Genomic DNA, 26,557 nt, shown 5'->3' on the forward strand with positions numbered 1-26,557 from the left:
TGGGGAGTTTGTTAGTAAGTCATTTTCAAAATTGATACTGTTACCACTGTACCATTAAGCGACATAAACGATCTTCCAGCGCACGCATGGGAGCAGTTTTACCGACAAAATTATTAATCATAATAGAAAATACTAAGACATGATTATTGTGAGTGAAAACATAACCCGATAAATTTGACACCCCTTTCATCGTTCCGGTTTTGGCCTTTACCCGCGAACGAATTTCGGGAGATTGCATGCGCCCTCGCAAAGTGCCATCCATGCCACTGATGGGTAAGGCATCGATAAATTCATTATGTTGATTTAAATTATGATAAGCAAATTCCAATACTCGAATTAAATCGGCGGGCGAAATTAAATCGTAACGTGAACCACCTGCGCCATCATACATTGCAATGTGTTTGAAATCCAAGCCGATATTTTTGCTTAAGATTTTCTTAACTGCAAGCACGCCATTTTCCCAAGTACCCGAGGTATGAAAATAATTTGCCCCTAAGGTTTTTAATAAACTATCGGCGTATAAATTATCGGACTTTTTTAGCATTGTGGTAATTAAATCCATTAATGGCGCAGAATCATGTTCTTTGAATAAATAGAGTGGGCGATTAACAGATTGATTAATGATTTTTCCAGTTAAATTAATATGTAATTTAATTAAATCATCACGCACCAATTGGGTTGCAAATAATGCAGGATTTTTTATCGCGATATCTAAACCCATTTCGTTGGGCTTTGGAGACATACAACCGCTAAGAGTATATTCATTATTGCGGGTTGCTGATAGATCCAAAGGACAGAGCGCATCGTGAGTGGAAACCATTTGTACCTGATTACTAAATTTAAAATACGATTGATAACGAAATTCATTAATGGTAGGTGCGTTTACGCCAGCTTTTAACGTGAGTGGAAAACAATTTCGATCGATAATCACACTAGAAACAGGAGCAGAAAAGCAACTGTTTTCATCATCCCACATCCAACCGGGACCATAGCCCTTTGAGCCAAAACGATCGGTCTGAATATAAAAATTACCTTGAATAGTATGATTTTTTAATTCAACCAAGAGTTGATAAATATTTTCGCGAGTTAACGACGGATCGCCATCGAATTTTAAAATAATGTCACCGCTAAAAACAGACTGCTTAAGACTCTGAGCATTAATAGCAATACTGGATAATAATTGAGTATGGAATCGATAGTGATCGCCAAGGCTGATTAATGCCGCTGTAGCGGTTAAAATTTTTAAATTACTGGCAGGTTGAAATAAATGAAAGCCATTCAAATTAACCAACGTTTGTTTTGAAGTAATATCTTGAACAACAACACCTAAAAACGGTTGCTGATAGTGATCCACTATTTCAGCAACCGTTTGTTGCGGTGATGCCTGTACGATATTAATTCCTGCTCCCAGCCAAAATAGCAATTGGCAGAGCGATTTTTGCCACCACGCCATTAATAGTTCGTTAAAAATTCGGCGTAAGAAGTGATGCGGCTAGGATCGACATCGCTTGCCGGTTGATCGTTTACAATCGCGTAATAATAATCTTGTTTTTGACCTTGCAATTTAGTGGCATCGATCATAAAAGTTTCCCAGGCATGACCTGTCACATTATAAAAATGGCGTGGATTCCAAAAATGAGGGAATTTACGGGCATGATTTAAATCTTCGATAACGCTGCTCGGTGCACTGTATTCCGTGGCTAATTCTTTATACATTTGTAGATCGGCAGCAGTTTTTACAATTAACCAAGAAACATGGCCTTGAGAGTCTAATAATAAAAAAGTACCAGGTGCTTGAGCGAGATAATATTCAACGATTTTACGATCGCGGATGATACGTTGAAAAAATTCGGCAAAGAACGGATCGTTTAAGCAGCACGCCGCTTCTGCTGTTAATGAATTCACGACACTTTCCGTGAAAAGTTGGAAATATTTATATTGTAATTCACTAATCGTGTGATTTAATAACTCGCCAACTTCTGGATGACTTTTCAAAATAAATTTATCGATAATGCCATCGTTAAAGGCTTGGACAGCAATCGATTCATCTGCTTGCCCGGTTAGCATGATTTTTTGCACCGGTAAATGATGAATTTCTTTGAAATACTCCAAACCATTCATTTGTGGCATGGCATAGTCAGCAACCACTACCGAAATTTCAGCAAAACGTTTAGGATTATAGACCTCTTGGTAAATGGCATTTAAATTTAAATGCAAAGTATGTCCGCTGATTGGGCAATCAAATTCCGTTTCATCGCGTTTTAATACTTTTTCTGCAATATGACTAGAACCTTGGCGCGCTTGAATAGCCGCCAATGCCAACTTGGGCGATTCAAACATGCTATAGGATAAATTATCTTCCAAGATTAAGCTTAAGCTGTTTAAATATCCTTGGTTATCATCAACAAAGACAATGGTTGACGGAAAATAACAAGCTGGTATATAGGTGTTTTTCATAGAGTTACAATCCCTTTTATAAATTAAATGTAAATAATCGAACGTTATTTTCATTATCGCCGCATCTAAACTGAGTTACCATAAACCGAGTTTATTGCTATTGCAAGCTTATTCTAAAAATAAATCAAGAAGAATTATTTTTAAAAACTTTACACCTGCTGTGGCTGATAATTTTCAATTCGCCCTAAGTTAAGATCGCGAGTTTTACGTGGAAACGATAAAATAAACTCAGTATATTCTCCTAACTCTGAACGACATTGAATACCTCCGCCCAAAGAATGCATGGCGGTTTTACAAAAGGATAAACCGATGCCAGTACCATTGGGTGTAGTTGAATAAAATAAACTAAAAAGTTTCGATAATTCTTCCGGTGCAATTCCAACGGAAGTATCTTTAAAATGTAGTTCATCGGCGCGTTTGCCTGCTTGTGCCCAAATCAAGATTTCACCCTTACCTGCTTTGGTAAGGAAATAAATAGCATTTTTTAATAAATTAAAAATAACGTGAACAAATAAAATTCTAGAGCCATTAAAGTTAAAATCGTAATCTGTTCGCAAAACCACTTTCTTACGTTCCGCTTCGCTCACAAATGGAAAACGCCTTAAGGCTTCTTGTAAGCAATCTTGAATAGAATTTTCAGTGTTTGTGTCAACACGTGTAGGGTGACGACTTTGCACATTCACTAGGAGCATATCGATAATCGTGTTTGCATAATTCACTTCATCGGTAATGTTATTCAACAAGCCATCTAATAATTGCAAACGATCTTCACGTATCTCAGGCACAATGAGCTGTGCTTCTTTTGCTTTTAAATACCCTTGATATAATTTAGGCAAATAGCGCGCTCCGCCAACAGAATTTGCTTTAATTGCTAATAACGGTGTTCTTAACTCATGCGCAACTCGACTGCCTAAAGCGGACATCGCTTGTAATTTTTCGCGCTGTAGTTTTTCTTTATTTCGCGAAAAAATAACCCCGATTAAAATAGCAAATAAATAACTCGACACTGGTCCGATATAATCATCCCAAGAATAAAAATGAGGATTTTGCGTAAGATGATAGGCAAAAACGCCTAGGATCACGCCTATTGCGAGTAATACAATGGCGCTTACCCAATCAACCAACATGATTAAAATAAATAAACCCACCATAACATTCGTAAGCCAAGTGGCTGACGTGAAATTTTTTAGGAGCATAAATGTTATGAAAAAAGGTAAACAGTACAATAATACCAAGTACCAATACAAAGATTGATAACGCTTGAGAGCAAGAGGCCAATAATCTTTAAAAATTAAAGGCACGCAAACCAAGGCTGCCACAATGCGAATTAGAAAATTAGTGTAGTCATGCGGTGCCAGATGAGGCCATAAAATGTAAAACAAGGGATAATTAATTACGCCAAAGATGCCAAACGTAACCATTTGCGCACCAAACTCTTCTGTACGCTTATCTAGTAGGCACAAAAATTTTGCGCTCATTTGCAATAATTTTGTTATCATTCTCACCGCTTATGTTTTCCTGATTCTTAATTACGTCACTAAAATCAACCATTTAAACTGCTATTAAAGCGGAAAAGAGAGGGGCTTGGCTATGTTAAAACTCTATAGTTACTATCGCTCAAGTGCTAGTTATCGTGTGCGAATTTCGCTCGAGTTGAAAAAAATTCCGTATGAATTGCGGTGCATTCATTTGACTAAAAACGGCGGCCAGCAACATACTCAGGCGTTTATCGAGTTAAATCCGCAGGCCTTGATCCCAACGCTGGTGGATGAAGGTACTGTGATTAGTCAATCGCTTGCGATTATTGAATATTTAGAAGAATGCTATCCTAAACCTTCACTCTACCCCAACACTCCTGCTGCACGCGCCCTCGTGCGCAATTATAGCCAGCTTATTGCCTGCGATATTCATCCTTTAAATAATCTTCGTGTATTAAATTATCTCAGTGAAGAATTAACCTTATCCCCAGCACAAAAAAATACCTGGTATCACCATTGGATTGAGCTTGGTTTCAGCAGTTTAGAAACACTATTGAACAAACACCCTGCTGGATACTGTTGCTATGGCGATGAACCCACGGTTGCCGATATTTGCCTCATTCCTCAAGTGTACAATGCCGAGCGATTTAAGGTGGACATGACCCCCTATCCACGCATTCAAGCCATTTATCAACATTGTTTATCTTTAGAACCATTTATCCTGGCACAACCCGAGTCGCAACCGGATTACGAATCCCCCGAAAAAAAATCGGATTAAGCTTTCGCTTAAGCACAAATTTTGGGTATACTGTTGGCAAGACTACATCCCCAAGAGTCTGCAACAGATTGCCAAACCATGTTAGCCAATTTATCTTTAAAGGATGGCTAAGATGAATCATTTTGACTTTATTATCGTGGGAAATGGCGTTATCGCACATTCGATTGCGTTTGAATTAATTTCGCAAAACTCGAATTTGCACATTGCGATGATTGGCCCCGACAATTACGAAGGCTCCGCCACGCAAGCTGCGGGTGCTATGCTCGGATGTTTTGGTGAAGTCAGCGCGCTGTGTACGCGCTATCGCCCACAACATGAAAAATTTCAACTTTCCTTACAAGCCCAACGTCTCTGGGGAAAATGGCTCGATCGTCTCAACCATCATTTAGCTCAGCCTCAAACCGTACGCCATGGTACGTTTGTAATGCTAAATGCTAAATCAGGTTTACTCGATAACGACAATTACGATGCGATGATCCAACTACTAAATCAGTATCGAGAACCTTATCAAACTATGAAAGCTGATGCGATCCCGGGAATAAATCCGGTTACTGATAGCCGACCTTTTAATGCAGTTTATCTCCCCAATGAAAATTCGATCGATGCGCATGAGTTAATGAATAATTTACACACAATTATTAGCCAACATCCTAACATTCATTATTTCAATCAAAAAATCGCTAAAGTTCATCATCAACATTATCAGATCACTGCGGTAGAAGATTTTCAAGGTAATCGTTATAGCGGTAATCAATATATTTTTGCGGCGGGTGCATTTACTCAAACATTAATCGATCAAATTCCTGTATTAAAATCACGAGTGCCACGTTTATTTTACGGTGTAGGAATTTCATTATTATTATCATTACCCAAAGTCGATATTCAACACGTGATCCGCACGCCTAACCGATCATTTGCTTGTGGACTGCATGTGGTACCGCGCAGTGATACTTTGTTATATTTAGGCAGTACCAATAATGTTGCCAGTTGCCCGGCGTTTTTACCCAAACCCGCGCAATTACATTTCTTATTACAATGTCTACTCCAACAAATTAATCAGGATTATCATTTAAGTCAGATTGTGAAAATTCAAGTCGGCAATCGTCCTGTTCCTTTTGATACGTTTCCAACTTTTGGCGCCACCAGCATGGAAAATTTAATATTAGCCTCTGGAACGTATCGCGACGGTATTTTATTATCACCTTTAATTGCTGGGTATATTGCGCAACTCGCATTAACTCAACAAGAATTATTTAATAATCCCTTTCCCTGCGAACGTCCTCCGATTATGCCGATGAGCCAACAAGAGGTAATTAATAACGCAGTCAAACATTACATGAGCGGTGCTTTCGAACATGACACGCAATTACCAAAAGTAGGATGGTATGAAATGTTTCACTCGATGATCCGCGATAAAATTACACGTTTATATCAAGCGATTGGTGATGATGATATTTTTATTCCGGGCGATCTTCTATTAATGTTTGATGATCATTATTCGCAAAGCCTGCATGATTTTCGTCAATATTTGCAAGAAATTAAGCAGGAATATCCTCGCTATCATTTCAATCAAGCCTTAGACTTATCCACTGCTGAAGAACCTGCGGTGTGCTAAAAACAGTTCTTGCTCTCTTGGGATGCCAAATCCCGAGCGAGTTGATATTTTGGTTTTCATGAAAGATCTCAGTCATCATATATCTAGGGCCTTTCAAGATGCGATAAGCATCTTGAAAGGCTACTCATCATTAACAGGAGTTTCGCACCAGTGCGAAACTCCTGATTAAGAGCCTGTTCAAAGTCTCCAATCTTGTTATCCCATATATTCATTAGAAAGTGTTATAGAATTTTTGCATTTTTGCTGTAAACACCTTAGTCTAAGCGCCTGTTTAAACTCTTTGATTGAGGTAAAACCATGATAAATAAAAAAGCGGTAATTATTTTTTCTGGTGGTCTTGATTCCACAACGTGCTTAGCTCTAGCAAATCATCAGGGTTTTGATTGTTATACCTTAACCTTTGATTATAATCAGCGCCATCGCAGTGAATTTCTTGCAGCAGAACGTATTGCGGCCGCTTATAAAATTAATGAACATCGCGTATTCAAATTAGATTTAGGACAATTTGGCGGCTCAGCCTTAACCGATCAAACCATCAAGGTAGAGGATTTTAGCGGCAGTCAAACCATTCCCAACACTTATGTTCCCGCTCGCAACACCATTTTTTTTAGTATTGCGCTGGCTTATGCAGAAGTTATTGGCGCGAATGATATTTTTATTGGAGTGAGCGCTATCGATTATTCTGGCTATCCCGATTGTCGCCCTGAATATATTGCAGCCGTGCAAAACATGGCAAACCTTGCCACAAAAAATGCTATCGAAGGAAATAAACTAACGATTCACACCCCATTAATTCATCTCACAAAAGCACAAACTATTTTATTAGGTTTACAACATCAAGTAGATTATAGTTTAACTGTCAGTTGTTATCGTGCGGATGATCAGGGACGCGCCTGTGGTCGTTGCGATTCTTGCGTACTACGCCGCAATGGATTTCAACAAGCCAATCAACCCGATCCCACGCGATACATTGATGAATGAGATCCTGTCATTAAAACTGACTACAAGTACTTTTTTTGGAGTCATTACCAGAGAAATAAAATTTTTTTCCTGCAAAATCGTAATTGAAAATAAAAATAAGTTAGCGTTAACAACACTCTAGAAAACCTATTGGTTTTCCATTTTATTTTTTAGTTTTTTTTAATTCACTCAAAAACAAGCGAGCGTTTAGTAAAATTTATGCTTTAAATTAAAAATAACACGGTTTTTTTTAATAATACATGCTTAAATTTTTGACAGTTACTGATAATCGCTTTATTCTAAAGACTTCATAAAAAAAAATAAGGTTGTATCCATGGCACGTGTCAATAAAACGCGTTATGCAATTTTAGGATTACTATCCCATCAGCCGATGTCTGGTTATGACATAAAAAAAATGATCGAAAAATACAATAGTTTTTTTTGGTCTGAAAGTAATGGCCAGCTCTATCCCATTTTAAATCAACTAATCACAGAAAAAATGGTCACCTGCGAATTAGATCAATCCAGTGGTAAACGTCAACGTAAAGTGTATACCATTACTGAATTTGGCAAAGCAGAATTACACCATTGGTTATCCACGCACAGCGAGATCAGCCCGCAACGTGACGAGTTGTTATTAAAATTATTTTTTGGGCATCATGCTCAGCAAAATTTAAATACTCAACATCTTTTACAAGAACGTGAGCGATTACAACAGTTATTAAGACGTTTACATGCCATTAAACAACAAGCCCAAAAGGAACAAAATAATCAAAGCGAATTAACCTATTGGTTAATTACCTTAAATGCCAGTGAAGCACAATTTGAAGCGCGCTTAAAATGGTGTGAAGAATCATTAGCGTTATTACAATAAAATTATTCGCTATACCAGAGCGTGAAATGATCAACTTCTTCGCGTTGGGTACGATATTGATTAATAGCATGCGCACGATCAGGATATCCCAACGCCATTCCACATAAAATAATCGTGTTATCGTCTAATTGCAATTGTTGACGAACAACATCTGGATATTCAGCCAATGCCGCTTGCGGACACGTTTCCAAACCAAATTCTCGCGCGGCTAACATAATCGTTTGAATAAACATGCCAGTATCCATAAACGATCCGGTGGCTAAACGTTTATCGATAAAAATAAATAATCCGACGGGCGCACCAAAAAATTGATAGTTTAATTCCCAAACTTGTTGACGACGCAGTTTATCGTCACGTTGGATATTAAGCGCGCCATACAGCGCCATTCCGCAAGCAAAACGTCGCGATTTGTAAGGGTCGAACCATTCACGAGGATAATATTGATAATCGGGGTTCATGGTTTGCTGTTGATGCGCTTGCAAGATGGCGGCACTCACTCGCTGCAAAGCGCCCTCGGTTACAACCGCTACTTGCCAAGGTTGAGTATTCGTACCTGAAGGTGCAAAACGCGCAGCCTCCAAAATGGCGTGAATAATTTCTCGATCAACAGGCTTTGCTAAAAAGGCGCGACATGAGGCGCGCCCTTTTATGGCTTCAAGAATATTCATCGCTTAACTCGCTAATTGCTTTTCGCGAATTTCTTCTAGGGTTTTACAATCAATACATAATGTAGCAGTAGGACGCGCTTCTAAACGGCGAATACCAATTTCTACTCCACACATTTCGCAATAACCATATTCTTCACGCTCAATTAAACCGAGCGTCTCATCAATTTTTTTGATGAGTTTACGTTCGCGATCGCGCGTACGCAATTCGAGACTAAACTCTTCTTCTTGGGTAGCGCGATCGTTAGGATCGGGATAATTGGCAGCATCGTCTTTCAAATGCAGCACAGTGCGATCGACTTCTTCTAAAAGTTCTTGTTTCCAACGGCGTAAAATATTTTGAAAATGCAATAATTGCGCTTCGTTCATATATTCTTCCCCGTCCTGTAACGGATAAGGATCAAAATCAATGGGTCCTACCGCCGAGCCACGCGCTGAGGTAGAAAGATTAGTAACATTATTGACTTTTTCATCATGTGCTTGAGTTTCGTTTTTCAATGGACTTTTCCCTTTTTTCATCGTTGTTACCGCAGCAGCTTTGGTGGTCACCGCCTGAGGTTTAGCAGGTTTTACGGCTGCTTTTTTACTCGTAACGGTGGTGACTACTTTTTTTGCTGGCGCTTTTTTTGCGGGCGCCTTTTTTGCAGTAACAGGGGTTGGTTTTGCTTTTGCTTTGGCAGCGACTTTTGTCGACTGAGTTGTCGCGGCTTTAGCCGTTGATGGCGTTGTTTTTTTCACAGCAGGTTTAGCGGATTTTTTTGCAGCTACTTTGGTTACTTTTGACGAAGTTGCTTTTTTAGTAACTGTCGATTTTTTTGGCGCCGTGGCTTTCTTAACGGTTTTTTTTGCGCTTGCCGTGGTTTTCTTGCTTACCACTTTTTTAGCAGCCGTTTTTTTAACGGTTGGAGTGGCTTTTTTGGCTTTTACGCTTGCAGTTTTTTTATTCGTCTTAGTTTTCGTTGCGGATTTTGGTTTCGCAGGCATTTGGTTTCTCCCACCAGGTTAAGACGTAATCATTACAGTCCTGATTGATAAAAAGCTAATTTATACTAAAATCATTTAATTTGCACCATTTTGCTTAGAAAAAAAATTGCGGGCAAAATTTCATTCTTCGACTAAGGAACAAGCACACCATTCTTGGGTAGCTAATTCAAATCCATACAGCTCTAACACACCTCGCATAGAAACATCGACCATAAAAATATAGCTTAAGTCCAGCGCCAATAACTGCGAGATGAGGTTGGGAGAAAGTGTTTCGTGATGTTGCCTAGCAAAATAAATTGCTCGTGTTTTTTCTTCGGGTGCCAGTGTATTAAGCCATAATTCTCGGGTAATTTTTTCTAATGAAGGGATTGCGAGTGGCATCACGCGTTGCCAATGATGATTGGCAACAGTCAGATAACCATAGGCATTAGCCCGAGTTTGAATATCAGTAAATATTGCTTGCACGAGATGACGCGGTAATTGAACAGTGCGTGATTGTTCTTTCATTGCAATAATTTATCCTAGCCATTGCCCATAAGTAACTCGCACGATACCTTGCAAATCAACTTGCTGTTGAATGTGTTGATAACCTGCTGCCTTTAATAACTCATATACCTGTTGTGCTTGATTATAGCCATGTTCGAGAAATATCCAAGCGGAGTTTTTTAAATAATATTTTGCGCTATTGATTAAAGTGATTAAATCGGCATACCCATGATTTTCAGCGACTAAAGCTTGCAAAGGCTCATGCGTTAATTGGGCTAAATGAGGATCATCAGCAGCGATATAAGGAGGATTACTGATTAAAGCATCCAATGAATTCAAAGCCAATGCGGTTAACCAATCCATCGCCAAAAAATAACTATTGGATAATGCTTGCTGTGTGGCATTGAATTTCGCAATGTTGATGGCCGCACGATATTTATCGCTGGCGAAAACCGTCCATTCTTTACATTCTTTTGCTAAACTGAGGGCTATAGCACCACTGCCTGTCCCCGCATCTAAGAGGGTGAGCGCTTGATTTTTTTCTAAGGTTGCTAATACTGTTTCTACTAAAACTTCTGTATCGGCGCGAGGAATGAGTACCTGAGGGTTAACCATCAATGGCATTGACCAAAATTCTTGTTTTTTTAATAAATAAGCAATAGGTATACCCTGACTACGTTGTGTTGCTAATCGCATCAACATTTCATATTGCAACGCCGTTAATTCATATTCAGGTGAACGATATAAAAAAAGCCGATCACTTTGACAAGCTGCACTCAGTAACAATTCGGCATCGAGTTGGGGTGAGGTTGAGATGGCTAAAAATTGTTGCGTAAGTTTAGTTAATAGGATTTGGATGGTGTTACTCATTCGTTATCAAATTCAGCCAGTAAATCAGCTTGATGTTCGTGCATTAAGGGTTCAATAATCGCATCTAAATCGCCTTCAACAATTGCAGGTAATTTGTATAAGGTTAAATTAATGCGATGATCAGTCACGCGACCTTGCGGATAATTATAGGTTCGAATGCGTTCTGAACGATCGCCAGTGCCCACTAAATCGCGGCGTTTTTCTGCTTGCTCTTGGCGTTGCTTCGTTTGTTCTTGATTGAGTAATTTCGCTTGTAACAAAGACATCGCTCGCGCACGGTTTTTGTGTTGAGAGCGTTCGTCTTGGCACTCTACCACAATTCCAGTGGGTAAATGAGTGATGCGAATGGCGGAGTCTGTTTTATTAACGTGCTGACCGCCTGCACCCGAAGCACGATACGTATCAATTCGTAGATCTTTAGGATTTAGATCAATTGCTTCGATTTCTTCAATTTCAGGTAACACGGCCACCGTACAAGTTGAGGTATGAATACGTCCTTGAGATTCCGTGGCCGGCACACGTTGCACGCGATGCGCGCCAGATTCAAATTTTAAATGCGAATAAACTCCTTTACCTTCTACGCGTGCGATAATTTCTTTATAACCACCATGCTCACCTGCACTACTACTCAAAATTTCCACTTGCCAACGTTGGCTTTCCGCATAACGCGAATACATGCGAAATAAATCGCCGACAAAAATCGATGCTTCATCGCCACCGGCCCCGGCACGTATTTCTAAAAACACCCCGCGTTCATCGTTAGGATCTTTGGGTAATAAAAAATATTGTAATTGAATTTCTAATTTTTCCAGTTCGGCCTCTAAAACAGGTAATTCTTCGGCTGCTAATTGCTGAATTTCTGGCTCGGCTTCTTCTCCCAGCAATTTATTTTCGCTGATTATTACTTGCGTGCGTTGATAACGTTGGAAAGTATCAACGATGGGATCAAGTTGCGCGTATTCTTTCGAGAGTTCACGAAAACGCTGTTGATCTTGAATAACCTCGGCATCACTTAAATGTGCACTGAGTTCTTGATGACGATCGAGTAATTGTTCTAAACGTAATTGGATACTGGGTTTCATGATAATGTAACTAATGAGTGGTGGTGTCTAAATCAAATAAATGACTGGCGGCAGCCAGTAAATTCATTTCGCCTAATTGTTCCGAATCCCGCAAACGTGTTGTGGGAGTGTGTAAAAATTTATTCGTTAAATTATACGCCAGATTACGAATAATATTTTCTGAATTTTTACCCTGCGCAATTAGACGCAAGGCTTGTTCAATCTCACGATCGCGTAGAGTTTCTAAGCGTTGACGATAAGCACGGATGGTGGCCACTGTTTCTAGAGAGCGATTCCACTCCAGATATTCTTGCACACGCTGTTGAATAATTTCTTTGGCAATATTGGCGGCGTGTTCGCGAGAAAGTTTATTTTCTTGGATACGTTGTTGTAAATCATCTAAGCAGAATAATTTGATATTGGGTAATTGCGCTACTGATTCTTCAATATCGCGCGGCACCGCTAAATCCATTAAAACCTGTTGACGTTGAGAAGTAGCACCCACAGTTGCCATGATGTCGTGGGTTAAAATAGGATACGGACACGCAGTAGCACTGACAATTAAATCATGCTGTTTTACTTGCCAGGGAATTTCGTTAATACTGATCACCCGTGCGTTTACCGCATTTGCCAAGACATGCGCATGATCGGTGGTGCGATTAGCAATCGTGAGCGCTTTTACCTGATGATCATGAAAATAACGGGCTGTTGTGGCAATCGTATTTCCAGAGCCGATTAATAAGACTTCGAGTTCACTCAGATCAGAATACCACTCTTTAATCACATCCATCGCCACAGAAGCCACGGACACTGAACGTTTTCCAATATCTGTTTCCGAACGAATATGTTTACTCACGCTGAAAATAAATTGCATTAAATGATTTAATTGCGAACCTACTGTGCCGGTCTCAACTGCGCATTGATAGGCCTCTTTGAATTGTCCTAGTACTTGCGGTTCACCCATTACCATTGAATCTAAACCACTGGCCACTGCAATCAGATGCTCGATGGCTTCTGCATCTTGATATTGATAACAATAGGTACTTAAAAATTGATGAGGTAATTGGAGATAATGCTGCAACCAAGTAATAACTTGGGTAACATGACCTGCTGTATAAAAATAAAATTCGGTGCGATTGCAGGTCGATAAAATTATGGCTTCTTCGACAGTGGGGATCGACATGAATTCCTGGAGTGCGCTATGGCAAACGTGAGGCAAAATAGCAGCACGTTCGCGAATCGCCACGGGCGCAGTTTTATGACTTAAGCCAATAACCCAAAAACTCATTCATGATACCTGTTAATCAGCCAATAACGAGGCAAGTGTATACAAAAATGAGGATCAAATAAACGAAAAATATTACTCATAAAAAAACCCGCTCTGTGTGTGAGCGGGTTTTTACAGCAAGAGTGCTTTATTACAATTGATTTTAGAACATCCTTATTCCAAAATCGCTTCCTTGCCTCACAATCCTTGTATCGCTCTCCATTGCTGGAGGTGTTTCCTTACCCTTCCTTGAAGTGGCAAGGTAACTTTAACAAACTCCCTTCAATAAAAATAGCAACTGCTGAGCAATTTTTGCCGCCCCTATATAGGTCTTGAAGCCATTCAAAAAGGAATATTGATAAAATATTAGTAGGTTATGGTATTTTGCCAGCCAAACAACTCGATATCCTGAAAATTTTTTCCCACTACTTCTGATACTTCTTTGAGATATCTCGCACAAAGAAACTGGCAATTATCTAGAAAAGTTGTAGGATTGTATGTTCGAATTAACTACAATAGGAGTTTCGCACTAAGATAAAACTCCCCCATTTTTCCAGAAACGAAGATTATACCCCTCGCAAACTGATTTTTTTCCATTCCCGCAACTGCGCAATTAAATCCAATTTTTCCTCCGGATCGACTACCACAGGATGGGTTACTAATTCCAATAAAGGTAAATCGTTAATCGAATCGGAATAAAAATAGCTATTCGTCAGTGTGAGGTGCGGATACTCCGTTAACCATTTCTGCAAGCGCGTGACTTTACCTTCACGAAAACTCGGAACACCGATAATTTCTCCACTGAACCCTTGATGATTCACCACAGCATCTACTGCAATTAAATGTTCAACGTGATAATGCTGAGCAATGGGCTCGGTAATAAATCGATTGGCGGCCGTAATAATCAACAAGGTATGATTTTGTTCGCGGTGATAATTTAATAAATCATGCGCTTTTTTCAAAGTGATACGAGGCAAATACTCTTGCATAAATTCATCACGCCAAGCGATTAAGTGCGAGTACTCCACCCCTTTCAGCGAATTTAAAAAATACGCTTGGCGCTGAAAAATATCCAACCGCCCCGCCAGATATTCTTGTTGAAAATAAGCGTGAGCTTCGTTGTAATCGTTCGCGTTTAGTACACCGCGCTCTACTAAAAATTGTTCCCACCAAAAATCAGATGACCCTTGAATCAAGGTATCATCCAAATCAAATATTGCTAATGACAAAATCTTACTACCTTTTACCCATGATAAAAAAAGCGCAGCATAACACAATAATTTAACTTGACTAAAGTGTGCCTGCATGTTTCTCTAATAAAATATCCTCGATAATTCAGCAAAGGAAAATTACCATGCGTTTAGGTTTAGCGTTAATTCTGGCATTGTGTTTAAGTGCTTGTGCGATTATTCCCGCCTCTTCCGAAAAAACTCAGCAACCAATGGACTGGGCTACCCGCGAAGCCCAATTACAAATGCTAACAGCCTGGCGAATTAATGGTGCATTGGGTGTGGTGGCTCCGAATAATAAAGGATTTAATGCAAATTACGCCTGGTTACAACAAAACAACCGTTTTACCATTGAATTAGCAGGTCCTTTAGGGGCAAATTCGGTATTACTCCAAGGCCAACCCGGCGCAATTTATTTAAAAGATAATCGCGGAACATTTCGCGCCGATTCACCCGAAGTATTATTAGCGGAACAAATGGGTTGGCATTTACCCATTTCAAATTTAGTGTATTGGGTGCGCGGTATTCCAGCCCCGTTAAATCCAGGTGATCAACAGTTTGATCGATTTGGTCATTTGCAAACCTTGCAACAAGATGGATGGATGATTCAATATTTAGCTTACACGCATGTCAAAGGCTTGGATTTACCCAGTCGCATAAATTTAAATAATGGTAATGTCCGGGTAAAACTCATTATTCATCAATGGGCAATGAGTTAATGATCGAATTAAAATCACCGGCAAAATTAAATTTATTTTTACATATTCTCGGGCAACGACCCGATGGCTATCATCTACTGGAATCGGTTTTTCAATTAGTGAATTTATGCGACGATTTGCACTTTGAAAAACGGGATAGCGATGAAATTATTGTGGAGTCGAATGTTGCAAGTTTGGTGAATCCGCAAAATTTAATCTATCGTGCTGCGGCATTATTAAAACAACGCTTTCACATCACCGGCGGAATTTTTATTCGCCTCACTAAAAATATTCCCATTGGTGGTGGTATGGGTGGCGGCAGTTCGAATGCTGCAACCACATTAGTGGCCTTAAACCAACTGTGGCAATTAAAATTAACCCATGATGAATTACAAAAAATAGGTTTAGAACTCGGCGCTGATGTACCATTTTTCATTTTCGCGCAAACCGCTTGGGTCGAAGGCATTGGGGAAAAATTAACGGCGTTTACCACGCCACATCGTTATTTTGTTTTGGCGATCCCCGCCGTAGAAATCTCAACTCAAAAAATTTATCGCGATCCCTCATTGACACGTGACTCAACTGCTTGCAAAATACGCGCTCTGCCGAAGCAGGGTCGTAACGACATGCAACAGGTCGTATGCCAACATTTTCCAGCAGTCGCGCAAGCACTAACCTGGTTAACTACGCATATTCCGAATGCAATGTTAAGTGGTTCTGGTGCAACGGTATTTGCTCACACAACGGATTTGGATTTAGCAACACAGGTTGTCAAGCAAGCACCAGCAACATTAAAAACGGTCATCGTCGAAAGTTTGCAAATTTCGCCAATTTTTGACTTTGCTTATGGCAAGAAATCATTATAATGTGAAGTCTCAATATTGGGGTGTCGCCAAGCGGTAAGGCACAGGGTTTTGATCCCTGCATACCCAGGTTCGAATCCTGGCACCCCAGCCACCATTAAAAAAACGAGGTATACCGTGCCAGAAATGATGGTATTTGGTGGCAACGCCCACCCACAACTCACTCAAGCCATTGCAAATCATTTGCAAATCCCTGTTGGTAAAGCACGCGTTGATCGCTTTTGTGATGGTGAAATCGATATAGAAATTTTAGTGAATGTGCGTGGACACGACATTTTTATTATTCAACCCACCTGTACTCCCACGAATGATAATTTAATGGAACTCGTGTTATTGGCCGATGCATTACGCCGCTCGTCTGCTGCTCGCATCACTGCCGTGGTTCCCTATTATGGCTATGCGCGGCAAGATCGCCGCATTCGTTCAGCGCGTGTTCCAATTAGCGCAAAAATTGTGGCAGATTTAATGGCATCGGTAGGCATTAGTCGCATGGTCACCGTTGATTTACACGCCGATCAAATCCAAGGTTTTTTTTATATGCCAGTCGATAACGTTTACGGCACACCGGTGATGTTTGAAGATATCAAGCAAAAAAATTATCAAGATTTACTGGTGGTATCACCCGATGTTGGCGGCGTCGTGCGTGCCCGAGCCATCGCTAAACGGTTAAACAATACCGAACTTGCCATTATCGATAAACGTCGTCCGCGTGCCAATGAAAGCGTTGTCATGAATATTATCGGAGATGTTGCAGGACGTAATTGTTTATTGGTCGACGATATTGTCGATACGGCAGGAACCTTGTGTCATGCTGCTGATGCCTTAAAAAAACATGGCGCTGCCAGTGTCGCCGCTTATGTTACTCATCCAGTATTATCAGGGAAAGCGCTCGAAAATTTAAGCCAATCAACTTTAGACGAATTAGTGGTAACCGATACCATTCCTCTATCGGAAGCGGCACTGCAACATCCTAAAATTCGTTGTCTCTCTTTAAGCACGATGCTAGCTAAAACCATTCGTCGAGTAAACGAAGAAGAATCCGTCAGTGAAATGTTTCTTGATTAGCCTTTTGCGGGTGTTATAATAGCGCGCTTTGTCAGTGGTCGCGCTGGCAGTAATATTAATCTTAATTTTGGAGAAACATTATGGCAAAGGCATTCGAATTTCATGCAACTAGCCGGCAAGATGTGGGGAAAGGTGCGAGCCGCCGTCTGCGTCGTTTAAATAATTTAGTGCCGGCAATTATTTATGGTGGGACTGAAAATCCACATAACATTACCCTCGAACACAATAAAGTGGTTAAGGCCTTAGAAAGTGAAGCGGTATATTCCAGCATTTTGCATTTACACGTCGATGGTAAAGCAGAAAAAGTTGTGCTCAAAGCATTGCAGCGTCATCCTAGCGAACCTCGTATTTTACACATGGATTTTCAACGCATTTCAGCAACAGAAAAAATTTCCATGCAAGTACCCTTGCACTTCACTGGTGAAGACGTAGCACCCGGTGTAAAGCAAGGTGGCGGAATTGTCTCGCACATGCTTTCAAGTGCCGATGTCATCTGTCTGGCAACAGATTTACCAGAATATATTGAAGTCGATATCTCTAACCTCGAACTCGATCGTATTCTGCATTTATCTGATTTAACTTTACCTAAAGGCGTTGAGTTTATAGCACTCAATCAAGGTAACGATTTACCTGTGGTAACCATTCATAAACCACGTGCTGAAAAAGCTGAATCTACGGATGCAGCGGCTGCCCCTTCTGATCCTAACGCTTAAGGTGCTCAGTGTCGGCGCCAACACGTTTAATTGTGGGCTTGGGAAATCCAGGCCCTCAATACGAAGCAACACGCCACAATGTAGGTTGGTGGTTTTTAAATAATTTAGCTCATCAATACCATACCACCTTCCATGCTGAAAAAAAATTTTTTGGGCTCCTCGCAAAAACTATCATCGCAGAACAAGAATGTTTACTCTTAATGCCAAATACCTTTATGAATTTAAGTGGTCAAGCGGTATTGGCTGTTGCGCATTATTATAAAATTCCTCCTGAAGCCATTTTAGTGGTTCATGATGAATTAGATTTAGATCCCGGCATCATTCGTTTTAAACCCAATGGGGGTCATGGTGGACATAATGGTTTACGCCACATTATTGATTTACTTCATTCAACACATTTTTATCGCCTGCGGATCGGCATTGGCAAACCCACTCAAAAAAATTCAGGTATCGATTATGTCTTAAGCCGACCCAGTAAAGCAGAAGAAGAAAAAATTTATGACGCGATGAGCTTAGCACAACCCTTAATTCCATTACTCGTGCAAGGTAAACACGAACACGCGATGCAACAATTACATTCTAAAATTTAAGAAGGGCTATTATCATGGGCATTCAATGTGGCATTGTCGGATTACCGAACGTCGGTAAATCCACGTTATTTAATGCATTAACTCAAGCAGGCATTGAAGCGGCTAACTATCCCTTTTGCACCATTGATCCTAATGTGGGGGTGGTGGCTGTACCCGATCCGCGTTTAGAAAAAATTAGCGCACTGGTCAAACCACAACAAATTATTCCAACGAGTATGGAATTTGTTGATATTGCAGGATTAGTCGCCGGCGCTTCCAAAGGCGAAGGCTTAGGCAATCAGTTTTTAGCGAATATTCGCGAAACCGATGCGATTGCCCATGTCGTTCGCTGTTTTGAAAATGACGATATTATTCACGTCAGTGGTCATGTCGATCCTAAACGTGATATTGAAATTATTCAAACTGAATTATGTCTTGCGGATTTAGATTCGATTGAAAAATCTTTATTAAAAGCGGCTAAACATGCCAAAAGTGGAAATAAAGAACAATTAGCGCTCAAGGCTTGTTTAGAAAAAGCTAAACATCATTTAAATAACGCACAACCATTACGCTCACTAAAATTAAATGAAGAAGAAATCGCCTTATTAAAACCTCTACATTTATTAACCACAAAACCCACCTTATATATTGCCAATGTTAATGAAGACGGTTTTGAAAATAATCCCTATCTAGACATCGTTAAAAACATTGCAGAAACTGAACAAGCTGAAGTGGTGAGCGTATGTGCGGCAATTGAGGCCGAAATTGCCGAATTGAATGAGGAAGATAAAAAAATATTTCTAAGCGATTTGAATTTAACTGAACCTGGTTTAGATCGCGTGATCCGTGCGGCTTACCGTTTACTCAATTTACAAACATTTTTTACGGCGGGCGTTAAAGAAGTCCGTGCCTGGACTATCAATATCGGTAATACCGCTCCCAATGCAGCAGGAAAAATTCACACAGATTTTGAGAAAGGGTTTATTCGTGCCGAAGTCATTGCCTATGCGGATTTTATTCAATATCAAGGCGAACAAGGTGCTAAAGAGGCTGGCAAATGGCGTTTAGAAGGTAAGGATTATATTATGCAAGACGGCGATATTGTTCATTTTCGCTTTAATGTCTAGTTTACGCTCGCATGAGGGAATAAATTTAAATGACAGAATACGAATGGGCGATTGTTGGTGCAGGACCTGCGGGAATCGCGGCAGTAGGTCAATTATTGGATCATAATATTCATCCCGAAAAAATTCTGTGGATAGATCCGTATTTTCAAGTAGGAGATTTTGGGCGTTTGTGGGGTGAGGTGCCAAGCAATACCAAAGTATCTTTATTTATTGATTTTTTAAAAGCTGCTCGTCACTTTGAATTTAATAATCTCGATAAAAATTATTCTTTATTTTCATTAAATCCACAACAGACCTGTCATTTACGAGATGCCTATCCACCCTTACAGGCGATTACTCAATCATTATTAAAAACAATTCCTCATCATTATGCGTTTGTCAAAAGATTAGCTCTAGAAAATCGTCTTTGGCATATTCAGTTAGACAATACCACGCTTTTAGCAAAAAATGTTATTTTAAGTCTGGGGGCTGATCCGATTTCGTTAGATAATCCTGCTATTCCAGAAATTTCTTTGGTAACCTTATTTAATCAGCAACAATTATCACAACAACTGCAAAAAACAGATACTGTGGCAGTATTTGGTTCATCACATTCCGCCATTTTAGCCTTGAGAATTTTGCATGAATTTGCTGTTAAAAAAATTATTAATTTTTATCAAAGTCCATTGCGTTATGCCGTAAACTTAAATGGCAGTGTTTTATTCGACAACACCGGATTAAAAGGCGATACCGCCGAGTGGGCACGCACCCATATTGATGGCAAGCTACCTGAAAATATTCAACGAATCTATTCTTCTCCGCAAACTATTCAACAGCATTTACCACCGTGTGACAAAGTGATTTATGCCGTGGGTTTTAAACCGCGTCAGCTTGAAATTACAGGCTTTCCCGCATTACGCTATCACGAAACGTGCGGAATTCTTGCTCCAGGATTATTTGGCGTTGGCATTGCTTATCCTGAGAAATGCATCGATAAATTTGGCAATAGCGAATATCGCGTGGGACTCTGGAAATTCATGGAGTATTTACAAAGAGTCATTCCCATCTGGCTGAATTATTCCACGTAGGCTGGAACAGAGCGCAGCCGTAGCCTGGAACGGAGCGTAGCCGTAGCCTGGAACGGAGCGTAGCGGAGATCCAGGATCGATGAAATTTTAAAACTTCGATCCAAGCTACCTGCTCCGCGTTTATATTAAACATAAAAATATAATATAATTTTGATTTTATGTTGAGATATGGGATTTTAACTTTGGGGGTTCCTGGATCTCCGCTACGCTCCGTTCCAGGCTACTTAATTTTTTGGTAAGCTTGTAAGGCTTTTTCGCGGGAAGATTTTAAATCGACAAGGGGGTAAGGATAATTTTTTCCGAGAATAATTCCAGCTTGTGTTAACACACTCTGAGGTGCTTCCCACGGATTAAATAAATAGCGATCGGGTAAATGCGTTAATTCGGGAAGATAATGTCGGGTATAAACACCATTAGGATCAAACTTTTGTCCTTGAGTGACGGGATTAAAAATTCGAAAATAAGGTGCAGCATCCGCACCACTGCCAGCGACCCACTGCCAACTCGCGCTATTATTGGCAAGATCGGCATCTACTAAACAATCCCAAAACCAACGTTCACCAGCTTGCCAAGGCTGTAATAAGTTTTTCACTAAAAATGATCCCACCACCATCCGCACACGATTATGCAAATATCCTGTTTGCCATAATTGCCGCATTCCCGCATCGACAAAAGGATAACCGGTTAAGCCTTTTTGCCATGCTCTAAGCTTGTGAGGATCGCTTTCCCAAGGAAAATCATTAAATTTTTTTTGCCAATTTTCGGTAGGTAAATTTGGGAAATAATATAATAAGGAATAAGAAAATTCGCGCCAAGCCAATTCTCGTAAAAAATGCTGGGTATTTTCATTGGTTTTTTGCGCTTTAACTGCATACCAAATTTGTTGAGGTGAAATTTCTCCGAAATGAATGTGCGGAGATAATCCAGAAACACTTTCTAACGCCGGAAAATCTCTCCCTTCTTTATAATTTTGCACGCGATACGTTAAAAATTCATGGAGTTTTTGATAGGCCGCAGTTTCGCCAATTTGCCAGTGCGATAATAGGGTTTTATGCCACTGTTTACTCGGTAATAACTTTAAATCAGCAATCGTCGTCGCTGCAGTTGGCGCAGTTAAAATTTGTGGTGGCTGAATGGCGGGTAAAGGGTTGCGTGGTGGAATGGCATTTAAACAGCCTCGTTGAAAAAAGGGTGTAAAGACTTTATAAGGTGTGCCATCCGCTTTAACAATTTCCCAAGGCTCCCATAATAAAGAACCATTATAACTTTCCACTATGATATCTAATTCTAATAATTTTTTTTTAAGCAACTTATCACGCGCGATTTGCCAGGGTTCGTAACAACGATTCCAGACAATTTTTTTTACATCATAGCTTGGCAATAATTCTAAAAAAATAGTGAGTGGATCACCTCGAAACACACTTAAGTGATTATTTAACGATCGATTTAATGCATGTAACGATTCATGTAACCAACAGCGACTTGCGGCACCCATGGCATGATCGCCACTATTCATATCATCTAGAATATAGATGGGCAAGATGGGAAGCTTCGTTTGCGTTGCCGCTACCCACGCCGGATTATCGGCTAAACGCAAATCTTGGCGGAACCAATGAATGATTGTCGCAGGGCGCATGTTAATTCATCGTCAGCAACGTAATCGTCATTAATAACGCTTTAGGTTCGACGGGTTTAGCAAAGGAAATATCGGCGCCCAATTCTTCCGATAAATCTAAATAACCAATTGGATCGGAACGTCCGCCGCCAGAAATAGCCACAATTTTTAAATCGGGATGACTTTCTTTGACTTCTTTGATTAAGGCCGTACCGCTTTTTTTCGGCATAATGATGTCGGTGACTAAGACATCTGGTTTACAGGTTTGCAAAATGCTTAAGGCTTCTTCGCCATCGCTGGCGGTTTTAATTTCATGGCCATCGCGAGCTAACACTTGGCTTAACATATCTTTTACAAACTCATCATCTTCAACTAATAGAATCAATGCCATCTTGATGATCTCCATTTTTTTCATAACAGGGTAAATAAAGATAAAAAGTGGTCCCTGCCCCCACTTCGCTTTCGACTATGATATCACCTTTATGATCCCGAATAATACCATGAGCGAGTGCCATTCCTAAACCGGTTCCTTTATGGACTTCTTTGGTTGTAAAAAATGGTTCAAAAATCCGCTGTTGTGTCGGCAAATCCATGCCACAGCCATCATCCTTAAATTCTAATAAATAATATTGCGTGGCATCCAAATCGGGGTGCGCCGATAAAAAATATTCATTGGCTTGGACTAGGGTTAAACGAATTGAAATTGCACCGCTGCGATTCATCGCATCGACGGCATTATTAATTATATTCACAAATACTTGTTCTAGCTGATTGGAGTTGCCAAAAATATAATGAGGCTTTGGATCAATTTCCATATGCAAACTAATGGTGGCAGGTAAAGTGGGTTTGATTAGGGTCATCACATCTTCAAGTACCGTATTTAATGAAATAACACTGAATTCATAACTTTGCCGGCGAGAAAAAGAAAGAATTTGATCCACCAATTTTTGTCCGCGTTTACCCACTTCTAAAACTTTACCTAAATTACGAAAGGTCATTGAATCTTTAGGAACATCTTCTCGTGCTAAACCCACGTAGCCTAAAATGGAATATAAAATATTATTAAAATCATGCGCAATTCCACCAGCCAAGGTTCCGACTGCTTGTAATTTTTGGCTTTGTAATAATACGGCTTCCATGGCTTGTTTGGCTTCTTCTGCTTGTTCGCGAATTTTAATTTCTCGTTTTAAATCGCCATATAATAATTCTAACTGTCGTGCACGACTTTGAGCTAATTGTGCAAATCGAATTGCAAGCCCTAACAATAATGCCATCATTAATCCCATAATTAAGGTTATAGAAGGTAAGACGGAACTTTCTAATTCGAGTAAATTAGGGGTTGGCCAAATTTCAATGCGCCATTCGACGCCATAGAGTTGTAAATTAACCCATTGCGACCATCGTCTTTGTAATTTTTGATCGGAGTCGCCCCGCTGATACAATTTTTGCTGCCCTTCAAAAACCGCAAGGTTATAACCTGATGCAATCGTTGGCGGTAATAAATCATCGAATAACGGTTGGGGTTTAATCACGCTTAACATAAAACCGTCAAACTGCTGATTGCGATAAATGGGCACATAAATAATAAAACCTTTGCCACCTTGGAGTAAATCAACCAGACGCGTCATCATGATTTTTTGACGGGTGCGTGCATTCAATAACGCATTACCGCGCTCTTTTTCAAACGTGGCATTCAAGCCAATAATTTTTTGATTTTCTTTTTCAGGCACAATCCAGCGCACGACAAAATTACTATCCACCCATTCAATCGCATGAAACCCTGGATAATCTGCCATCACCGAACGCGCATCGGCTTGCCACTCACTTTTTGGAATATAGCTGCGAATTTCCCAACGTTGTCCCATGCGCTCTAAGGCATGAACTCGCGCTTGCATGCGCGCAATAATTTCATTATGAACACCTTCGCTTTGGATTTTAATCATGCGCTGAATATTACTGCCTCGCTGACTAATCAAGGCTTGCCAAAGTAATAACGTTAAAAAAATAACAACACTGACAATCATCATCGGTAAATAACGAATAATTGGACTTTCACCAATCAGTGCACGATGCCAAGCACAACTAATCGTCGCCACCCCTAAGATAATAAATCCAATGGTAGTAGCAATTTCGGTGAATTGAATATGCGCCCAACCATAAAATGTTAAAATATTATTATTACTGCCCAAAAATTTAATTAATCCTAAGGCGATAATTAATGCGCCCAAAATACCCAGAAAAATAGAATTTTCTTGGCGTTTACTGATTAAAGGTAAATAAAGCAAGCCAAAAGCCGTAAAAATAAAAGGCAAAGTAGTCACAGGCCCCAGAATCGCTTCATGTAATGCGCCGGTGGTAATTAAGGCGAAGAGCATATTAATATGGGGAGATAAACTTAAAAAATAACGAAATAATGCCAGTATGTTTAATGTTAATAAAATGAGTGCTAGTAAATTACTGATCCGCCATTGTTGCCAAGCACTGCTTAAAATTGCCAAACCGCTAATGATGAAGCCGAGTGACGTGCCATCGTAGAGTGCCAAAAAATTAAAGGTGGAATCAGGTTGATTAAAAAATAAAATATACCAAGAAACCAATCCTGCAAAGCCTAATAAACAGACTAAGGTGCCACAAAAAAATAAAGTGACTGTAGGCCACTTTATTTTCGCAGTCAGTAACATAGTCTCAGTGGTGTTCTGCTTCGGCAATCAGAAATACTCCATCTACCCCAACGATTAAAATTTTTGATCCTGCAGGTAAATCTTGGTTACAACGAAAACGCCATTGACTATCGTCTACTCGAATACTACCCATGCCGTTGATCACTGGATTTTCCAGAATAAACGTTCTACCAATAAATTGGAGATTGCGCTGATTTAACGTGGGATCTTCTGTATAGGATGGATTTGATTTTAAATAACGCCACCATCCCACCGCAACCACAATACTAAAAATGGCAAAAAATAATAATTGTAGCGGCCAAGTCATGCTCGGAATAAGCCAGGTTAAAATCGCCGTACTGAGAGCAGATAACGCAATCCAAAATAGAAATCCACTCCCTGTGACTAATTCTAACACCAGTAATACTGCACCGAGCCCTGACCAATGCCAGTACGATAAGATTTGTAAAAATTGATCGATCACTTGCCAAAGCATGATGATTATCCTTATTTAGCAAAAGTGGCTTTGGCTATTTCAGCAATGCCAGTCAATGAACCTAATACGTGGGTTGCTTCTAAGGGCAACATAATTAATTTTTGGTTATCTGCGGTAGCAACAGCTTTTATTGCTTCCACGTATTTTTGTGCGACGAAATAATTAATCGCTTGCACATTGCCTTGGGCAATGGCTTCGGACACCATGCTAGTAGCTTTTGCTTCGGCTTGCGCTGTTCGTTCTCTCGCTTCTGCTTCGCGATAAGCTTTTTCTTTGGCAGCCTCAGCTTCTAAAATAACCGATTGTTTCAAACCTTCTGCTTTTAAAATAGCGGATTGGCGTTCGCCCTCGGCTTCCAGAATACGCGCACGTTTTTCGCGCTCTGCTTTCATTTGTCTGGCCATGGCATCGATTAAATCCTGTGGGGGACTAATTTCTTTAATTTCGATGCGATTTACTTTGACGCCCCAAGGAGTTGTGGCTTCATCCACCACCACAATCAAACGAGAATTAATATTATCGCGCTGTGACAACATAGCATCGACTTCCATTGCCCCCAGTACCGTACGAATATTAGTCATGACTAAATTACGCATAGCATAGGTTAAATTATTGACACGATATGCGGCACTTTTGGCATCCACTACTTGAAAAAATATCACGGCATCGACACGAACTTGAGCATTATCGCTACTGATGATTTCTTGAGAAGGTATATCCAGTACCGTTTCCATCATATTCATTTTCGCCCCAATCTGATCGAAAAACGGCACGATAATGTTTAAACCCGGGGTAATAGTATGAGTGAATTTTCCAAATCGTTCGATGGTGTATTGATAACCTTGTGGTACCACTTTGACAGCCATAAAGACCACAATAATCGCCAGAGCAACTAGAATTAAGACAACAATCCCGAAATCCATGTGAGACTCCTAATGAGTAACTGAGAAATTGTGTCAA

The 26,557-nt window shown here is 40.1% G+C and carries 26 protein-coding genes and 1 tRNA gene; 12 read left to right on the plus strand and 15 right to left on the minus strand.

The window, feature by feature from the left end; genetic code table 11:
• Positions 1-40: 40 nt before the first annotated feature.
• From dacB to KIT27_03820, 3 genes are all read right to left on the minus strand, one after another.
• A complete protein-coding gene (gene dacB / locus KIT27_03810; GenBank protein ID MCW5588770.1) occupies positions 41-1,453 on the minus strand; it encodes a D-alanyl-D-alanine carboxypeptidase/D-alanyl-D-alanine-endopeptidase in 1,413 nt (470 codons plus the stop codon).
• The gene (locus tag KIT27_03815) at positions 1,453-2,457 is read right to left on the minus strand and encodes a response regulator (GenBank protein ID MCW5588771.1); all 1,005 of its coding nucleotides are present in this window, start codon (positions 2,455-2,457) and stop codon (positions 1,453-1,455) included. The genes dacB and KIT27_03815 overlap by 1 nt, the downstream gene beginning before the upstream one ends.
• A 149-nt stretch (positions 2,458-2,606) precedes the next feature.
• Complete coding sequence (locus tag KIT27_03820; protein MCW5588772.1) at positions 2,607-3,149, minus strand: ATP-binding protein; 543 nt, start codon at positions 3,147-3,149, stop codon at positions 2,607-2,609.
• An 898-nt stretch (positions 3,150-4,047) separates the two neighbouring features.
• On the opposite strand from KIT27_03820, the gene maiA reads away from it, so the two are divergent.
• From maiA to KIT27_03840, 4 genes are all read left to right on the plus strand, one after another.
• The gene (maiA, locus tag KIT27_03825) at positions 4,048-4,713 is read left to right on the plus strand and encodes a maleylacetoacetate isomerase (protein MCW5588773.1); all 666 of its coding nucleotides are present in this window, start codon (positions 4,048-4,050) and stop codon (positions 4,711-4,713) included.
• 112 nt (positions 4,714-4,825) lie between these two features.
• Positions 4,826-6,328 (plus strand): FAD-binding oxidoreductase, encoded by a 1,503-nt coding sequence (locus tag KIT27_03830; protein MCW5588774.1) that lies wholly within the window; start codon positions 4,826-4,828, stop codon positions 6,326-6,328.
• Between the two features lie 297 nt (positions 6,329-6,625).
• A complete protein-coding gene (queC, locus tag KIT27_03835) occupies positions 6,626-7,309 on the plus strand; it encodes a 7-cyano-7-deazaguanine synthase QueC (protein ID MCW5588775.1) in 684 nt (227 codons plus the stop codon).
• A gap of 313 nt (positions 7,310-7,622) precedes the next feature.
• Complete coding sequence (locus tag KIT27_03840; protein MCW5588776.1) at positions 7,623-8,162, plus strand: PadR family transcriptional regulator; 540 nt, start codon at positions 7,623-7,625, stop codon at positions 8,160-8,162.
• 2 nt (positions 8,163-8,164) lie between these two features.
• Here KIT27_03840 and KIT27_03845 read toward each other — a convergent pair whose 3' ends face one another.
• From KIT27_03845 to KIT27_03875, 7 genes are all read right to left on the minus strand, one after another.
• Entirely contained in the window at positions 8,165-8,830 is a 666-nt protein-coding gene (locus KIT27_03845) for a nitroreductase (GenBank protein ID MCW5588777.1), read from the minus strand.
• Positions 8,831-8,833: 3 nt separating this feature from the next.
• A complete protein-coding gene (gene dksA, locus KIT27_03850; GenBank protein ID MCW5588778.1) occupies positions 8,834-9,346 on the minus strand; it encodes an RNA polymerase-binding protein DksA in 513 nt (170 codons plus the stop codon).
• Positions 9,347-9,931: 585 nt separating this feature from the next.
• The gene (locus KIT27_03855) at positions 9,932-10,318 is read right to left on the minus strand and encodes a hypothetical protein (protein ID MCW5588779.1); all 387 of its coding nucleotides are present in this window, start codon (positions 10,316-10,318) and stop codon (positions 9,932-9,934) included.
• A gap of 9 nt (positions 10,319-10,327) precedes the next feature.
• Positions 10,328-11,167: a peptide chain release factor N(5)-glutamine methyltransferase gene (gene prmC / locus KIT27_03860; GenBank protein MCW5588780.1), complete on the minus strand. Its 840-nt coding sequence runs from the start codon at positions 11,165-11,167 to the stop codon at positions 10,328-10,330.
• Positions 11,164-12,249, minus strand: a complete 1,086-nt coding sequence (prfA, locus tag KIT27_03865; GenBank protein ID MCW5588781.1) for a peptide chain release factor 1 — start codon at positions 12,247-12,249, stop codon at positions 11,164-11,166. Before prfA ends, prmC begins: the two co-directional genes overlap by 4 nt.
• A gap of 10 nt (positions 12,250-12,259) precedes the next feature.
• Positions 12,260-13,516 carry a glutamyl-tRNA reductase gene (gene hemA, locus KIT27_03870; GenBank protein ID MCW5588782.1) on the minus strand — a complete coding sequence of 419 codons (1,257 nt, stop codon included), beginning with the start codon at positions 13,514-13,516 and terminating at the stop codon, positions 12,260-12,262.
• Positions 13,517-14,061: 545 nt separating this feature from the next.
• Positions 14,062-14,724, minus strand: coding sequence for an HAD family hydrolase (locus tag KIT27_03875; GenBank protein ID MCW5588783.1), 663 nt, complete (start codon positions 14,722-14,724; stop codon positions 14,062-14,064).
• Positions 14,725-14,849: 125 nt separating this feature from the next.
• On the opposite strand from KIT27_03875, the gene lolB reads away from it, so the two are divergent.
• The 8 genes from lolB to KIT27_03915 all read left to right on the plus strand — a co-directional run bounded on the left by lolB (position 14,850) and on the right by KIT27_03915 (position 20,826).
• Positions 14,850-15,443, plus strand: coding sequence for a lipoprotein insertase outer membrane protein LolB (lolB, locus tag KIT27_03880; GenBank protein MCW5588784.1), 594 nt, complete (start codon positions 14,850-14,852; stop codon positions 15,441-15,443).
• Positions 15,443-16,288 carry a 4-(cytidine 5'-diphospho)-2-C-methyl-D-erythritol kinase gene (gene ispE / locus KIT27_03885; protein ID MCW5588785.1) on the plus strand — a complete coding sequence of 282 codons (846 nt, stop codon included), beginning with the start codon at positions 15,443-15,445 and terminating at the stop codon, positions 16,286-16,288. Before lolB ends, ispE begins: the two co-directional genes overlap by 1 nt.
• Before the next feature lie 16 nt (positions 16,289-16,304).
• Positions 16,305-16,379: transfer RNA gene (locus KIT27_03890), tRNA-Gln, on the plus strand.
• A 23-nt stretch (positions 16,380-16,402) separates the two neighbouring features.
• A complete protein-coding gene (locus KIT27_03895) occupies positions 16,403-17,350 on the plus strand; it encodes a ribose-phosphate pyrophosphokinase (GenBank protein MCW5588786.1) in 948 nt (315 codons plus the stop codon).
• Between the two features lie 80 nt (positions 17,351-17,430).
• Entirely contained in the window at positions 17,431-18,063 is a 633-nt protein-coding gene (locus KIT27_03900; GenBank protein ID MCW5588787.1) for a 50S ribosomal protein L25/general stress protein Ctc, read from the plus strand.
• A gap of 8 nt (positions 18,064-18,071) precedes the next feature.
• Positions 18,072-18,653 carry an aminoacyl-tRNA hydrolase gene (pth, locus tag KIT27_03905; protein MCW5588788.1) on the plus strand — a complete coding sequence of 194 codons (582 nt, stop codon included), beginning with the start codon at positions 18,072-18,074 and terminating at the stop codon, positions 18,651-18,653.
• Between the two features lie 14 nt (positions 18,654-18,667).
• Complete coding sequence (gene ychF, locus KIT27_03910; GenBank protein MCW5588789.1) at positions 18,668-19,759, plus strand: redox-regulated ATPase YchF; 1,092 nt, start codon at positions 18,668-18,670, stop codon at positions 19,757-19,759.
• A 29-nt stretch (positions 19,760-19,788) separates the two neighbouring features.
• Positions 19,789-20,826 carry a pyridine nucleotide-disulfide oxidoreductase gene (locus KIT27_03915; protein MCW5588790.1) on the plus strand — a complete coding sequence of 346 codons (1,038 nt, stop codon included), beginning with the start codon at positions 19,789-19,791 and terminating at the stop codon, positions 20,824-20,826.
• Between the two features lie 220 nt (positions 20,827-21,046).
• On the opposite strand, the gene KIT27_03920 is transcribed toward KIT27_03915, so the two are convergent.
• Genes KIT27_03920 through KIT27_03940 form a run of 5 tightly spaced genes read right to left on the minus strand, consistent with a single transcriptional unit; the run spans position 21,047 to position 26,520 of the window.
• A complete protein-coding gene (locus KIT27_03920; GenBank protein MCW5588791.1) occupies positions 21,047-22,462 on the minus strand; it encodes a deoxyribodipyrimidine photo-lyase in 1,416 nt (471 codons plus the stop codon).
• Between the two features lies 1 nt (position 22,463).
• Entirely contained in the window at positions 22,464-22,832 is a 369-nt protein-coding gene (locus KIT27_03925) for a response regulator (GenBank protein MCW5588792.1), read from the minus strand.
• Positions 22,810-25,149, minus strand: coding sequence for a CHASE domain-containing protein (locus tag KIT27_03930; GenBank protein ID MCW5588793.1), 2,340 nt, complete (start codon positions 25,147-25,149; stop codon positions 22,810-22,812). The genes KIT27_03925 and KIT27_03930 overlap by 23 nt, the downstream gene beginning before the upstream one ends.
• Positions 25,127-25,597: an NfeD family protein gene (locus KIT27_03935; GenBank protein ID MCW5588794.1), complete on the minus strand. Its 471-nt coding sequence runs from the start codon at positions 25,595-25,597 to the stop codon at positions 25,127-25,129. The genes KIT27_03930 and KIT27_03935 overlap by 23 nt, the downstream gene beginning before the upstream one ends.
• 11 nt (positions 25,598-25,608) lie before the next feature.
• Positions 25,609-26,520 carry an SPFH/Band 7/PHB domain protein gene (locus KIT27_03940; GenBank protein MCW5588795.1) on the minus strand — a complete coding sequence of 304 codons (912 nt, stop codon included), beginning with the start codon at positions 26,518-26,520 and terminating at the stop codon, positions 25,609-25,611.
• Positions 26,521-26,557: the final 37 nt, after the last annotated feature.

This window comes from Legionellales bacterium (assembly GCA_026125385.1).
In the GTDB taxonomy this organism is placed as follows: Bacteria; Pseudomonadota; Gammaproteobacteria; order JAHCLG01; family JAHCLG01; genus JAHCLG01.